At 32.2% G+C, this 14,363-nt stretch carries 14 protein-coding genes; 7 read left to right on the top strand and 7 right to left on the bottom strand.

What is annotated here, in order from left to right; translation table 11 throughout:
• Positions 1-6 precede the first annotated feature (6 nt).
• The 3 genes from gltC to HMPREF2586_RS01015 all read left to right on the top strand — a co-directional run bounded on the left by gltC (position 7) and on the right by HMPREF2586_RS01015 (position 2,873).
• Positions 7-894, top strand: a complete 888-nt coding sequence (gltC, locus tag HMPREF2586_RS01025) for a glutamate biosynthesis transcriptional regulator GltC (protein WP_070657470.1) — start codon at positions 7-9, stop codon at positions 892-894.
• Between the two features lie 81 nt (positions 895-975).
• Complete coding sequence (locus HMPREF2586_RS01020) at positions 976-2,088, top strand: YibE/F family protein (RefSeq protein ID WP_046206995.1); 1,113 nt, start codon at positions 976-978, stop codon at positions 2,086-2,088.
• Positions 2,085-2,873, top strand: coding sequence for a YibE/F family protein (locus HMPREF2586_RS01015; protein WP_070657469.1), 789 nt, complete (start codon positions 2,085-2,087; stop codon positions 2,871-2,873). The genes HMPREF2586_RS01020 and HMPREF2586_RS01015 overlap by 4 nt, the downstream gene beginning before the upstream one ends.
• A 186-nt stretch (positions 2,874-3,059) precedes the next feature.
• On the opposite strand, the gene HMPREF2586_RS01010 is transcribed toward HMPREF2586_RS01015, so the two are convergent.
• The 3 genes from HMPREF2586_RS01010 to HMPREF2586_RS01000 all read right to left on the bottom strand — a co-directional run bounded on the left by HMPREF2586_RS01010 (position 3,060) and on the right by HMPREF2586_RS01000 (position 5,297).
• Complete coding sequence (locus HMPREF2586_RS01010) at positions 3,060-3,692, bottom strand: hypothetical protein (RefSeq protein WP_070657467.1); 633 nt, start codon at positions 3,690-3,692, stop codon at positions 3,060-3,062.
• A gap of 740 nt (positions 3,693-4,432) precedes the next feature.
• The gene (locus HMPREF2586_RS01005) at positions 4,433-4,903 is read right to left on the bottom strand and encodes a GNAT family N-acetyltransferase (RefSeq protein WP_128088389.1); all 471 of its coding nucleotides are present in this window, start codon (positions 4,901-4,903) and stop codon (positions 4,433-4,435) included.
• A gap of 1 nt (position 4,904) precedes the next feature.
• Positions 4,905-5,297 (bottom strand): NUDIX hydrolase, encoded by a 393-nt coding sequence (locus HMPREF2586_RS01000; RefSeq protein WP_070657465.1) that lies wholly within the window; start codon positions 5,295-5,297, stop codon positions 4,905-4,907.
• A 182-nt stretch (positions 5,298-5,479) separates the two neighbouring features.
• On the opposite strand from HMPREF2586_RS01000, the gene HMPREF2586_RS00995 reads away from it, so the two are divergent.
• Positions 5,480-5,749: a hypothetical protein gene (locus HMPREF2586_RS00995; RefSeq protein WP_019467864.1), complete on the top strand. Its 270-nt coding sequence runs from the start codon at positions 5,480-5,482 to the stop codon at positions 5,747-5,749.
• A gap of 124 nt (positions 5,750-5,873) precedes the next feature.
• Here HMPREF2586_RS00995 and HMPREF2586_RS00990 read toward each other — a convergent pair whose 3' ends face one another.
• A complete protein-coding gene (locus HMPREF2586_RS00990; protein WP_046207001.1) occupies positions 5,874-6,839 on the bottom strand; it encodes a LysM peptidoglycan-binding domain-containing protein in 966 nt (321 codons plus the stop codon).
• 163 nt (positions 6,840-7,002) lie between these two features.
• Positions 7,003-7,782 carry an arylamine N-acetyltransferase family protein gene (locus HMPREF2586_RS00985; RefSeq protein ID WP_070657463.1) on the bottom strand — a complete coding sequence of 260 codons (780 nt, stop codon included), beginning with the start codon at positions 7,780-7,782 and terminating at the stop codon, positions 7,003-7,005.
• Between the two features lie 445 nt (positions 7,783-8,227).
• Here HMPREF2586_RS00985 and ilvD point away from each other — a divergent pair, with 445 nt between their 5' ends.
• Positions 8,228-9,928 carry a dihydroxy-acid dehydratase gene (gene ilvD / locus HMPREF2586_RS00980; protein WP_070812590.1) on the top strand — a complete coding sequence of 567 codons (1,701 nt, stop codon included), beginning with the start codon at positions 8,228-8,230 and terminating at the stop codon, positions 9,926-9,928.
• Positions 9,929-10,060: 132 nt separating this feature from the next.
• Here ilvD and HMPREF2586_RS00975 read toward each other — a convergent pair whose 3' ends face one another.
• Positions 10,061-10,468 carry a DUF2000 domain-containing protein gene (locus HMPREF2586_RS00975; protein WP_046207004.1) on the bottom strand — a complete coding sequence of 136 codons (408 nt, stop codon included), beginning with the start codon at positions 10,466-10,468 and terminating at the stop codon, positions 10,061-10,063.
• A gap of 184 nt (positions 10,469-10,652) precedes the next feature.
• On the opposite strand from HMPREF2586_RS00975, the gene HMPREF2586_RS00970 reads away from it, so the two are divergent.
• Together HMPREF2586_RS00970 and HMPREF2586_RS00965 are read left to right on the top strand one after the other, a co-directional pair.
• Positions 10,653-11,231 carry a LysE family translocator gene (locus HMPREF2586_RS00970; RefSeq protein ID WP_046207005.1) on the top strand — a complete coding sequence of 193 codons (579 nt, stop codon included), beginning with the start codon at positions 10,653-10,655 and terminating at the stop codon, positions 11,229-11,231.
• Between the two features lie 23 nt (positions 11,232-11,254).
• Positions 11,255-12,028 carry a helix-turn-helix domain-containing protein gene (locus tag HMPREF2586_RS00965; RefSeq protein ID WP_070657461.1) on the top strand — a complete coding sequence of 258 codons (774 nt, stop codon included), beginning with the start codon at positions 11,255-11,257 and terminating at the stop codon, positions 12,026-12,028.
• Positions 12,029-12,891: 863 nt separating this feature from the next.
• Here the strand turns inward: HMPREF2586_RS00965 and lip are convergent.
• A partial coding sequence (gene lip, locus HMPREF2586_RS00960) for a YSIRK-targeted triacylglycerol lipase (RefSeq protein WP_256277548.1) occupies positions 12,892-14,363 on the bottom strand: 1,472 nt, incomplete at its 5' end.

The raw sequence follows: 14,363 nt of genomic DNA, 5'->3' as shown, positions 1-14,363 counted from the left end.
GATTATATGGAAATTAAACAATTGAAATATTTTATAGAAGTTGCAAAAAGAGAACATTTATCAGATGCTGCATTAGAACTTAACATTGCTCAATCTGCCATAAGCAGGCAAATTACATTATTAGAAAAAGAGTTACAAGTAACATTGTTTAATAGAGAAGGACGTAACATACACATTACCGAAGAAGGACAACAATTGTTTTCTGAAGCAACCAAGATTATCGAACAACTTGATAACACAGTACGTTTATTTCATAACCAATCTGAAACAGAGCATTATATTATACGTATTGGTTACGTTGAAAGCTATATAACGCAGGTATTAACCTTATTAATGCAATCCTTTGAAAAAGAAAGTAAATCTATCATTCAGCCTATTTTAATGGAAGAGGACGATATATTTGGAGCTTTGCTCACAGATAAAATTGATATTGCTTTTACTGCTATGTCAGATGAACTCAAACAACATCGTTCTTTAAAAGTAAGCCCTTTATTTGAAGAAACATTTCATGTCTATGTACCTAAAGATGACCCTATCACTATGGCTACAAATCCACCTTTAGTACAATTTTCGAATAAATCTATTTACGAATTATATCCATTACCAACGAAAATCAGACAAGCATTAGTAAAAACAACCAAAACACCTATACAAACGATCACACATCCTCAACTAGCAGAATATATCCTAAGCAAATCGCGTGGTTACATCGTCACAGCTTCTTATCATTTGCTAACAAAAAATCTACAAAAATGGGAAAAAATATCTTTAGAACATACTGCATTGAAAAGAACCATTTGCCAAGTTGTTCGACTAGACAATCGAAAACACGATTTACAATTTTTATTAGAACTCATTGATAAATTATTAAGTAGAAGCACAACTTATCATTAATCATATGCATAAAACTTTTGAATTTAAATCGTTGTGAGCGTATAATCGCATTGTCTATATAGAGAGGACTGAAACAAAACAATGCCTTTTAAAACGTTATTTAAACGGCCTTTTGATTGGGTCGTCTTGATATTCATGATCTTATTTTTAGCTGTATTTATTTTCACATTTTTCAATGACAGATTTTACGATACACCAATTGGTCAAATCACAAAAATCGAAAATAAATCCACATCACACATTACGGATGATAATCACAATAAAGATACTAAATATAACCAAACCCTAACACTTAAAATTTTAAACGGGAAGTTCAAGGGGCAAACGACGAAGATACCACACCATTACATCGCATCACAAGCTGATAGTGAAGCATTCTCCAAACACAACAAAGTTTTGTTACACATTGGCAAGCATCTAGGTGATACTTATATCATAGAAAAGAAACGAGATAGCCTCGTCGTTATGATAACTGGAATATTTTTATTAACCGTTTTACTGGTAGGTCGAAAAATCGGTTTACAATCGATACTGTCTTTAGTTTTCAATACTATTGTTGTGCTCTTGGCTATCTACTTACACAGTAAATTCCCGAATTTAAACTTATTTGCACTTATGAGTATCGGTGTCATTTTCAGCACGATATTCACTTTACTCTTAGTTACTGGTTGGCGATGGCGAACGTCAATTACGATAGCAAGCACTTTATTAGGGACTTTTATTTGTGTTGGTGCTACCCAATTAGTTATTGAATTAACAGGCGGTGCTGGCTTAAAGTTTGAAACTATGAGTTTCTTAACTTTGCCTCCTAAGGACGTTTTCCTCGCTTCTGTTATGATTGGCACACTCGGTGCTGTCATGGATGTTGCTATCACAATAGCAAGTGGCATGGCTGAAATATTACGCAGAACGCCTAACATCAACATGACTCGTTGGGCGCTCGCAGGACGTAATATTGGCCAAGATATTATGGGGACAATGACAAATATCTTATTATTTTCATATTTATCTGGTAGTCTTCCAATGTTTCTGATATATCTTAAAAATGCCAATACAGTTACTTATACAATTTCCATGAATTGGTCATTAGAAATTTCCCGGGCAATTACTGGTGGTATTGGCATTGTTTTAACTATTCCAATCACTATTTTATTAATGCAATTATGGTTTAAAATGCGAGGTGCTAATCAGTGAGCGTCATAACAATCTTAGGTTTTATACTTTTCTTATTAATGGCAATCTTTGGAGGAAAAAAAGGAATCATCTCTTATTTAACACTCTTTTTAAATTTTGTCATATTATTAATCACTGTTATTATCATTATGCTCGGTGCACCTATTTATCTTGTAACACTGATATTCTGTATCGTTATCGCAGCATGTAATTTATTCGTTTTAAATAGTTACAATACAAAAACCAAAGCAGCATTTTGCGCGACGATTATTACTACTTTATGCTTGATAATCGGCATTTATTTATCAGTATCTATCGGACATTTACAAGGATTTACGACCGAGCAACAAGATGAAACGTATATTTTTTCTATGAATATTGGCATTGATATGGTGAAATTCATGGTGTTCACAGTAGTGCTTGCCGTCATAGCTGCGGTGATTGATTTAGCAATAACAATCAGTTCACCCATGTATGAGCTATACGAAACCAACCCAACTTTATCAAGCAAAGCATTGTTTCAATCTGGTATGCGGGTAGGACGTGAAATTTTAGCTACATCTGCAAACACAATTTATCTAGCCTATTTTGGTGGGCAATTAACGTTATTCTTTTGGTTTTTTAGATTGAACTATTCTTTTGGACATATCATCAATTCTAAAATCTTCGCACAAGAATTTATATCCATTCTTCTAGGTGGTATCGCTGTTGCAATCAGCATCCCTATTACTGCTTGGATAACTGCACTTTTAATTAAATATCAAAAAAAGCGTCATCCAGAACACACACATCAATCGTCACATTAAAAAGTGAAAAGGAAGTGGGACATCATTAAATGCCTCCCACTTCCTTCTTAAATTTGTATAATTATATAATGCATACATACTAATTTTTATAATTAAAGCTTTTTTCCATCTTACAATGGCACAAATTTTTCAGCTTTTATTTGTGAATTTAACTTTCCAAGCGTTTTTTCAACGCAATGATATCATTTAAAGTTCTTGCAATTTTTCATTTAATAACCGTATTTTACGTTCTCGTAACTTTGTGTAATATGCGATATCCTCTTCTCTTGTTTGCAGTGGGAATATATAATAAATATCTTGATAAAAATCAATATTAAATTTAGTACGTCTACCTTCCAATACAATTCTCGAACTACTAGGTTGTGCTAAGGATAATTCATATTTGGGCATCACACTATGGTACACATTGACTATCTTCCCATCTTTGATTAAATCTGAAGTATTGATAAATTTAATCTCTATATGGTTTTCATTCGCTAAACTTCTCGTTAATAATGCTAACATAATGTCACAAAACATAATTGTCATAATCCCTTTGTTTTCAAAAGGAGGTGCCACCTCTAATTTTTCAATGTATACCTTTTCAGTTTCATCAAAATGATCAAATCTAGAACTAAATGTATCGTAAGCTTCATTTTCATATCTAGTAATAACGCTTGTCGCAATATAATCAAATGAAGTACCTTTCAAATAATAGTAACATTCCCCAAAATCTACGAACCTTTGATATGTAAAAGGTTTTATTTCTTCATTAAAATTTTTACACATAATATTAAATGGACTCACATTTGGGCTCACATTGTTACGTTTTATAAGCATAAAATAACCTCCTATTACATTGTTTTTCATCATAATAGTTGGCTATCGCAATACTCGCTGTCGACACACATAGAAAAACACCCCACATCAAATGTGAAGTGCCAAAGCTCATGTTTATTTTTCAACTTAAGATCAATGATTATTAATCAATAAAATAATTCTACTATTTATGGCATGCTAAACTTTTAAAAATCAAACTTCTACAAAGTATCATCAAAACTTATGACAGCAGACAACATTAATAAATGACTTTCAACCATAATATCTATTAAGCTCTACGTACAATCTCATATGCGAAGCACTTGCAAAAGCCAATCTTAACGGTTTAAAAATGATTTTTCATAAACCAAACTGCACATCAAGAAGTTCAAATAAAAATCTTCGGTTCATATTGTCTATTCAATCTAATCATGCTTGAGCAATTCAGTTTAACAGCTTATACATTCAAAATAATCATATCCTTATTTTATATTATTTATATATTTAACATTTAATAACCAACCATAGCAGATTTTCATATTTAAATAAACATAATTGATTCATCTAAATTTAAATAATTATAATATATTTTTAATTCTGCGTTTAAAATCTTCAAATTTAATTATAGTTATCAATTTTTTACTCTTATTTATTTTCCATTTGTAACTCTATTACACAACCACATTTATCAAGTTTTTCACGTAAAAAAACGTCGCAAAGTCTAACAAACTCTGTTAGCTTTTACGACGCAACTTTTAATTTCAACAACTTTGTTTCATTATGTAGACAGGTTTGTTTTCTAATAACGTTTCCCCTACGATTTCATAATGATTTTGAATATAAAGTTTTCTAGCCAAATGGTTATCTGTATTAACCGCTAAATAAATTTCATTGATCGTCGGATAATACCGCTTGATATATTGAGGCAATGCTTCCATAACCTTTTTACCGTACCCGAATCCTCGATATTGACTATCCACACTAAAAGATCTAAAAAATATTGCATTTGGGTTTGTAGAATAAGGTTTGACCCCTTCACCTTCATGTAACGTAAAAAAGCCAACACATCGGTCTTTGTCATCATACACTAACGTAGGGTGACGTTCTTGATCTCGATTTGCCAAATCAATATTTTCCAAAGGGGTTTTAGTGAATTTACGATCTTCTTCCAACAACGTAAATTTCTCTAAATCAGAAAATAACAATGTATGATACGGTCTTAATTTCACCATTTTAGATACCCGCTTCTTTAGCATATTCAATCCATGTAAGCACGGCAGGTGCAATTTTTTCTGTTTCATCTTTTTTCATCCACTTTATATCAGTAATTTCTTGTGCTGGTTTTACTGATGACCAATCAATTTCAAAAGATGTTGAAAAACAATTTAACTCCGTCTTTTTATCTTTTTGGGGATAAGCATCTCCTACAATTTTCCCCATATATGTAAAGGTTTCTTCCGAAATATCCAACTGTAATTCCTCTTGTAATTCTCTTCGTAAAGCTTGTTTTAGAGATTCTCCTGAATCTATTTTTCCACCTGGAAAATAATATTTATTTCTGTTTCTAGCTTGTACTAATAACAACTTGTCATCTGATTCAACTACTAAGCATACACATTTAATCATAACTAACGTCTCCACTCCCCCTCATGAATAAACATCATAATCAAACTATTTTTGTACTTTCAGCACTTATGTTATCATATTTTCTTCCTTGAAAACATTTGGTATATCTCTCTCACCATAGAGTTTAATTTATTTAATGTTATAATAATAAAACGGATTTTATAAAATGGAGGATTTCATTCATGGCTAAAAAAACAAAAATTAACCGCATTTCAAATACAATTAATTTCATAGGTATTGCCGTAGAAGGCTTTAATTGGTATGCATATCAATCAAAAAATAAAAAATTACTATACACGAGCATGGCTATTACAAGTGTGGGTGCAGTCTTAGATTTCTACACTGCCTTAAAATCACCTAAGAAATTCGCTAAAATATTTTCAACATTCACTTTGGCAAGTACGTTGTTCTCAACTGCCAAGCGTATAAAATCATTACGTCAAGAACCATAAATATAAACTGCACATCAATGTGTTGTAAAATTTCATAAAAGCAAAACAAACGTCAATTTCTATATAATTAATAGAAATTGACGTTTATGCGTGTGTGTCAAAAATATTTATTTCTTCGACAGCTTTAATGAATATATTTATATGAACTTACTTGAGATGCTGGAATTGTTCTATAAGTGACAATGCCAGGCGAAGCACTGTAGTTCATTTCAGAAACCGTAATACTACCATTTGAATTTACAGATTCTACAAATGCTACATGTCCATAATATCCAAGGTCACTTTGTAAGATTGACCCTACAGTTGCTCTATGATCTACTGTGTAGCCATCTCCTGGTGCAGCGTTGTCCCAATTATTAGCATTCCACCAATAAGTACTAATCCCTTTACCGATTTGAGCACGTTTATTAAATACATGCCATGTACACTGACCCCAGTCATATAAATTTGAATGATTGAATACCGGCGTTTTATAGCCAGTTGAACCTGTTGAGCCACTAGATGACGATGCAGTACCAGATACTTTTAATTTTTGTCCTGGATAGATATTAAAGTTTTTAAGACCATTCAAACTCATGATTTTTTGATAAGTCGTACCGTATTTAGCTGCAATCGCCGATAATGAATCGCCTGATTTCACTGTGTATGTCGTTGTGCTACCTGATGCAGTTGAACCACTTGTTGACGTAGATGTTGATCCAGATACTTTTAATTTCTGGCCTGGATAGATTGTAAAATTCGAGAGCCCATTTAAACTCATGATTTTTTGGTATGTCGTCCCATGTTTTGCAGCAATCGATGACAATGAATCACCTGATTTCACTGTATATGTTGTCGCACTTGAGCTACTTGTTGAAGTGCTTGAAGTTGTAGTCCCTGACACTTTCAATGTTTGATTTGGAAAAATCACATTCGATGTCAAATTATTCAATGATTTCAATTTTGCTATTGAAATATTATATTTATTCGCTATTGACCAAAGAGAATCGCCACTTTTGACTTTGTATGTTGTAGCTGCATCTGCATTTGCAGAGTTAATAGCTGCAAGCGCACTTGTCCCAATTACAGTTGCTATTATTTTTTTATGCACTTATGTTAACCTCCCAAATATAAATCCGATACTTTTCGTTTCCATCACGCTTACTATTATACAATTTAATTTAACACTTTTGTATATAATTTATATGACATTATTATTACAAAGTAAACCTTTTGTTATTTCTAATGAAACATGGCTTTGAAAACTGTATATTTCAGTCAAATGTTTTTATATCTATATCTTTAATATTAAAATAACGATGTAAAAAGTATTTATAATTTTCAGATGTTATATTTTTCTTTTCCTTTTGACCATGATGTGTAATTGTTATATGATCATTCGACATTGTCACCCTACCATATGGCATTGCTTTACTAATTAACAGTTTCTGTACAAAAATAGATGATTCATTATTTTGATTAAACGCTATACCTGGTTCAAAATCTGCCAGTTCTCTAGGTTCATCTTTAAATTGATATTGCGTCTGCCATTTATAATCAACTTCTTTCTTCATTTCAAATGTATGGTCACTTACTTTACTTACCTTAAACTCACCGTTCACATCATAAACAGGTTGCTCATCATGTGCAATAGGTATGGCTGCTTTAGGTATATCCGCGTAACCGACATCAACTAAATATTTTTTCTGATTCAATATAACGATTAATGCCATATGTGAACCTTCCATGGCCCAGCCTGAACCATTATAAATTGTCGCAGAAACCATATAAACGTTATAGCCTTTACTTGTTAAATATTCACAAAACAATCTGTTTTGTTCATAACAATAACCACCTCTATGTTGGTTCACAATTTTATCTATCATTGATGCATTATCTAAAGCAATAGGTTGTCCATTCTGCACATTAATATTTTCAAATGGCACATTCAATACATATCTTTCAATATAATAGTTCAATGTTTCTAAGTGATTGCCATGATCTGTATGTGTGTCTATCTCTAAATAATTTTCTAATACGTTAAAATTAGTCATACAACTCCTCCATTTCTTAATAGCTTAAAAATAAGCTCGGTACTCACGATGCATGAATTCATTTAGAAGTAACAAGCAAACCATGAATTTTAAGTACATCAAAAAGCATCTTCAACTTAAACTCGATCAACCCCACTCATTCACTCGAAACAACAAAAATATAGTTATTCTAAGTTATGTATAATTTTCTTCAATATATTCTATTATTTTATATGATAAGGGGTAATAATGATTATAGACAATCTTTTGATATTGACATCAATTAAATAAATAGATATTGTGTATGTCTATACATTTGTATAGCTAATCTAATAATTTTTACACATTTTGGCACCTCACGGTTTAGTGATATGTATGAACGTTTAAGCGTCACACTGCTTGGTGTTTATTATTAATTTTCAGACTATTCTTAATATATTATGTTTTTTATTTTGGAGGGGATTATTTGAGCAAGGAACAATCGCAAAATCAACAACCAAACGATTTACGAATTCGCAGCAAAGTGATTAGTGAAGGTGTAAGTCGCACACCAAATCGATCTTATTTACGTGCACTTGGTTTTGAAGATGAAGATTTTGAAAAGCCTATGATAGGTGTCGCTAGTACATGGAGTGAAGTCACACCATGTAATATGCACATCGACGGTCTCGCTCGTGCAACTAAACGCGGTATAAGCGAATCCGGAGGTTCACCATTGATTTTTAATACGATAACAGTTTCAGATGGTATCTCCATGGGCACAGATGGTATGCGTTTCTCATTGCCAAGTCGTGAAATCATTGCTGATTCAATTGAGTCTGTAGTCAACGCAGAAAATTTAGATGGCGTAGTAGCAATCGGTGGCTGTGATAAAAACATGCCAGGATGTATGATTGGTATCGCTCGTCTTAATTTACCCGCTGTCTTTGTATATGGCGGTACTATATTACCCGGGAAATTAGATGGTAAAGATTTAGATGCCGTATCTGCTTTTGAAGATGTGGGACAATACAATAATGGAGAAATCGACAAGGCGGCATTACATAAAGTAGAGTGCGCTGCTTGTCCTGGTGCTGGTGCTTGTGGCGGGATGTTTACTGCGAATACAATGTCCTCTGCCATTGAAGCTATGGGAATGAGCTTACCTGGAAGTGCGTCTCACCCAGCTGTATCAACTAATAAATCTAAAGATAGTCGTGCAGCAGGCAAAGCTGTTTATCATTTATTGGAACAAGGTATATATCCTAAAGATATCATGACCAAAGAAGCATTTGAAAATGCAATTACTGTTGTCATGGCATTAGGTGGGTCTACAAATGCGATTTTACATTTACTAGCTATTGCACATACTATTGACGTAGATTTGACACTTGATGATTTTGAAAAAATACGTAAACGCGTACCGCATATTGCTGATTTAAGACCTAGCGGCAAATACGTCATGGCACATCTTGATGAAGTAGGTGGCGTGCCAGGCGTAATGAAATTATTACATGAAAAAGGGTTAATTCATGGAGATTGTTTAACAGTTACTGGGAAAACCGTTGCTGAAAACTTAGCTCAACAACCTAGCCTTTCTGACGATAAAGCCATCATTAATTTTGATCAGCCTAAACATCCTACGGGTCCACTTGTTATTTTAAAAGGTAATCTAGCACCTGAGGGCGCAGTAGCCAAAATTTCAGGTTTAAGTGTGACTTATATTAAAGGACCTGCTAAGGTTTTTGATTCAGAACCTGCAGCAACAAAAGCCATACTCAATGACGATATACAACCTGGAGATGTTGTGGTGATTCGCTATGCTGGACCAAAAGGGGCGCCTGGTATGCCAGAAATGCTATCAGCTTCTTCTATTTTAGTAGGAAAAGGATTAGGTGAATCTGTAGCATTGCTAACAGACGGACGTTTTTCAGGTGGTTCACATGGTCTAGTAGTTGGTCACGCTGCTCCAGAATCCCAAGCAGGCGGCCCAATGGCATTACTTCAAGAAGACGACATCATTACCATTGACGCTAAAAATTTAGAAATTAGTTTTGATATTTCTGATGAAGAGCTAGAACGTCGCCGCAATGCATGGCAAGCACCACCACTAAAAGAAACACGTGGTACTTTAGCAAAATATGCCAAACTCGTATCATCTGCTTCAAAAGGTGCAATTACTGACTAATGCATCACATTTGTTTAATTTGTTTAATACCATTCTATAATTAATGTTAAAAGTATAATTTAAACTCTTAATTAAAAACCAATGTACATCAAAAATGTACGTTGGTTTTTTATGTTAATGTCATTAATTTATTTAGCTATGCAACGCAAATCCTTTAAATAATTTATCTACATGATTTTTCTTACCGCGTATACCAATGCCAACAAGGTTTAAGTCCTCTGTTTTATATTTAGCAATTACCGCGCGATTATCTGCATCGTTATATGTGGAGAATAACTCTTCAGTATATACTGTGATAACAACATCTTTACTCAAAGATTTTTGTAACAACTCTACCATGGATTCTTGTGTCGATGAATGTATCATCACAGGTTGCTGAGACATCGGTAAATATTGTACGTTATCCTTATCTATATAGTGTTCCCCAATAATATTTTGGGTTCCAGCAATTCCGCTCATTAAGAAGGCAGTTACATTTAATTTTTGCCATACTTCTAAGTCTTCTCTCAAAACAATTTTAATTTTAGTATCAAAAGCCATATATAATTTACTCCTTTAAGGTGATAACAAATATTTTTCTATATCTTATATAGAATCAAGTGTTATATATAGGATAAAATTGCAGTATTTATATTCTTGGAAAATTATCAATGCAATAATATCCTATATAAAATATTCATTTACGTATACTCTATTAGAACGATTAAATTTTAAGGAGTATATGATGAATATGATTACTTTGATTGTTTATTGTTTTATTGTTACTGCAACACCTGGCCCCACCAACATCATAATTTTATCTAATGTTCAGAACTATGGAATAAAATCTGGTATGCGATTTACATATGGCTCAACCATTGGGTTTGTAGTATTGCTTGTAATTTCTGCTATTTTGAACTCTTTTTTAAGTAAAGTCCTTCCAAATATCATCATTTATTTACAAATTTTAGGTACCATTTATATGATTCACTTGGCTTATCAAATATTCAATATGGATGTTTCAAAAAAAGATGAGTCAAAAGTGAAAGGTTCATTTTTTTCTGGTTTATTGTTGCAATTTATAAACCCTAAAGTAATTTTATTCACTTTAACCGTTTTTCCTAGCTTTATATTACCCTATTCAAGTGAAAATTATATATTACTGATAAATATATTTATCATAGGTACCATTGGGTTTATTGCTTTTATGATTTGGGTGGGTTTTGGCGCTATATTTAATAAAATATTTCAAAAATATAATAAAATTTTAAACATTGTATTAGGTATACTTTTGATTTATGCTGCAATTATGTTATGGGTTTAAAGAACTTAAAAGAAGGTGAAAAGATGGAAGAATTCATATATAAAAAAAATGGGGGAATTACTGCTTTATCTGCAAGTATTAATGACTTCTCATATAAAAATCACACACATAGCGAATATGCTATTGGCGTTACTAAAAGAGGAATACAACATTATCATTTGGATGGTAAGCTTCAACTTTCATACCAAGATGGCATCATGTTATTTAATCCAGAACAAGTCCATGATGGAATGGCTCACGATCGTTCAGGCCTTGAATATTTTATGTTATATATTGAACCAGCTGTATTATTAGATGCAGCTGAACGTAAAGAACCTATTCAATTTACAACACCAATAATTTATAATAGTAAAATTGAATCTGATGTATATCATCTAGCGAATGCTATATTTCATGAAAACGAGGAAGAAATTATAGATGAGCAATTAATCAAACTTGTAGATGATTTAGTCAATCAATCTACAATTAAGAAACATGTTGAAAGTAACGCCTATATAAGTAAGATTAAGGGAAGAATACTTTATGGATTAAAAGAAAATTTGAAAATTACAGATTTAGCACATGAATTCGGCATGTCAAAATTCCAATTTATACGATATTTTAAAGAGCAAACTGGGATAACACCTTATCAATTTTTATTAAACAGCAAAATTGAAGAAGCAAAAAATATCATAGAAATAGATAAAGATATACATTTAGCAGTTAGTGAATTAGGATTTTCTGATTTAACACACTTAAATAGACAATTCAAAAAAATATACGGTATCACTGCAAACAATTACGCTCAGTCTTTTTAAACTTTATTACATATAGTTAATTTCACAAAATTTGATAATAGTATGATGTTAAGACATCAATGTTTTTGATTTACGAATTGACATTTACTTTGTTTCTATGGAAATTTTATATTTAAAAAATGTTGCTTTTTGAAAATAAGCTTCTATTAAGTATAAATGATAATGTAATCATCTTTCATACACTTTTGAATACTTTATTGTTATATTTTTTTATTAAATTCCATTTTGGAATAATTTATTACTATTTAGGGAATTTCAAACAAAATTTAGCACAAGTCTTTTATAGTGAAGTTAACAAATAAAAGTGAGGTGAAGGACATGGACTTTATCATTGATATCATCAAAAAAATCGTTGGTTTATTCACAGGTAAATAATTTCTAACCTCTATAAAGAGACTGGTACGGTATGTATCAGTCTTTTTTTTGATACATACTATAACCAATAGTTGCACTGAAACCATTCACTGATGTTGTTCTTTTTTTTATTTCTCTCCTCCTTCTTTAACGTCTTGTTTCACTTCTTTTACCCGTTCAATAAGCTTATTCACCTATCATACTTCATTATTATACAAAAATTGTATTCAAGAAAATATGACTCAAATCATAGTACGCTTAATAAAAAATAAACGAGGATAAAATCAAAACCATAAATTTTGATTATTTATCCTCGCTCAATTTTTCATATCAAATCGTCTTAAACCATTCTCTTTATATAATAATATTTAATTTCCTTCATTATATTTATTTCTACTTTCTTACGAAAATAAAGTTTTCAATATATTGAATAATGAACCTACTAAATCAAAAAAGTCTCCACTCATCATTTACCCTCACCTTCATAAAATGTATTTGCATCGCTTGATCTATGCTTCAGCGTTTTCAGTTTTTACTAAGTCTGAAGCAATACCTTCATAAAATTGTCTTAATTCTGCTTGTGAACGCTTTGTATCATTACTATCTTGTCCAACAAAGTCCGCATGATCCCAATCATGCATAATTGGTGTCACCTGCCAAACACCTTTTTGAACCTGGTTCGATGCTTCTACATGTGCTTGATTAAATGGATGTAATGCTGAAATTGTTGAAACCAGGCCATCATTGACACGCCATTCTTTTTCAGGTGCTTTTCCAATCACATTACCTGTTAATCCCATAGGTAAATACATGTTAATATCTGATTTTTGTTTACCAAATAATCCATCTCTTGTAGATTCTCCAGTATATGTCTTATAAACGATGTTCGGATTTAGTGAAGTTTTTTTATTTAATTCAGTCGCTCCTGCTCTGGTTAAATCATAAAAGCCATTATCGTCTGTCGTCCATAATTTACTGTCTTTCAATCGTTTAACATATTGATTATATGTCTCATCATCTTTTTGTTTTAAACCCCATTGCTCAAGACCAAAGCTAACTTTAGAATTTTTATTACCTTTTAGTTTCGCGTAATCAAACGCAACTTGTCTGATAAGCGTTTCATTACCTAATTGATCAGCTGCGTGTGTACCATTATGGGGTGTTGCTAAGGTAGTAATTGAACTAATCATGTTATCGTTATTACCTTGAAATACTGGTGCTATATCGCCACCATGTTGTTTTTGATATTCTATTTCTTCTGGATCACCATTACGTAAATATTCTTCTAGTTGTCTAATCGTTTGTCCACCCATGCTATGACCAACTAAATGAACTTTTTGACCTGGTTGCCAGTCTTTATATACACCTTCATATGTCTTGCCATAACGGTCGTGACCATATTTTTCAGCATGTGCAGCCCCATAATCTACTGTACCGCCTTTAATGTAATAGTATAATTCAACTGCTCTGTCATGGTTACTACTTAACGCACCAATACTTGCTTCATATGCATTGTAACCCTTTTGTTCTAAGTCTTGTTGAATATTTAATTTGTCGCCTCCCCAATAATGAGGTAAAACAGATGGTTTAATATCGTCTGTAAAACCATTAAAACCGTGTACTAATATAATGGGATCTTGGTTTTTATATTGGCCTTGTTTCGCTTTTTTTGTTGGTTGTTCTTGCGTTTTTTCAGCGTTCTGTTGGTTCACTTGATTATTTGTTGTAGCAACCGCATTTTTCTTAAGTAAAGCTAAATTTTTATCTGGATCGTTTTTCTGTTGATTGCTTTGGCTATCTTCGTTAGCTAAATTGTCATTTTTTAATTGCCCAAATTTAATATCATTTTGAGATTTTGATTGGGATGCACTTTCATTTACTTTCATCTCTTTTACTTTATCTTGTTCATTGTAGTCTGGATCTACTTCTTCTGTTGTCTGTGCTTCGGTTTTATCTTGCTTGTTGTAGTCCGGGTCTACTT

This window comes from Staphylococcus sp. HMSC034G07 (assembly GCF_001835975.1).
Taxonomy (GTDB): domain Bacteria; phylum Bacillota; class Bacilli; order Staphylococcales; family Staphylococcaceae; genus Staphylococcus; species Staphylococcus ureilyticus.
The sequence above is the reverse complement of the archived record's forward strand: the minus strand, read 5'-3'. Positions and strand labels throughout refer to the sequence as shown.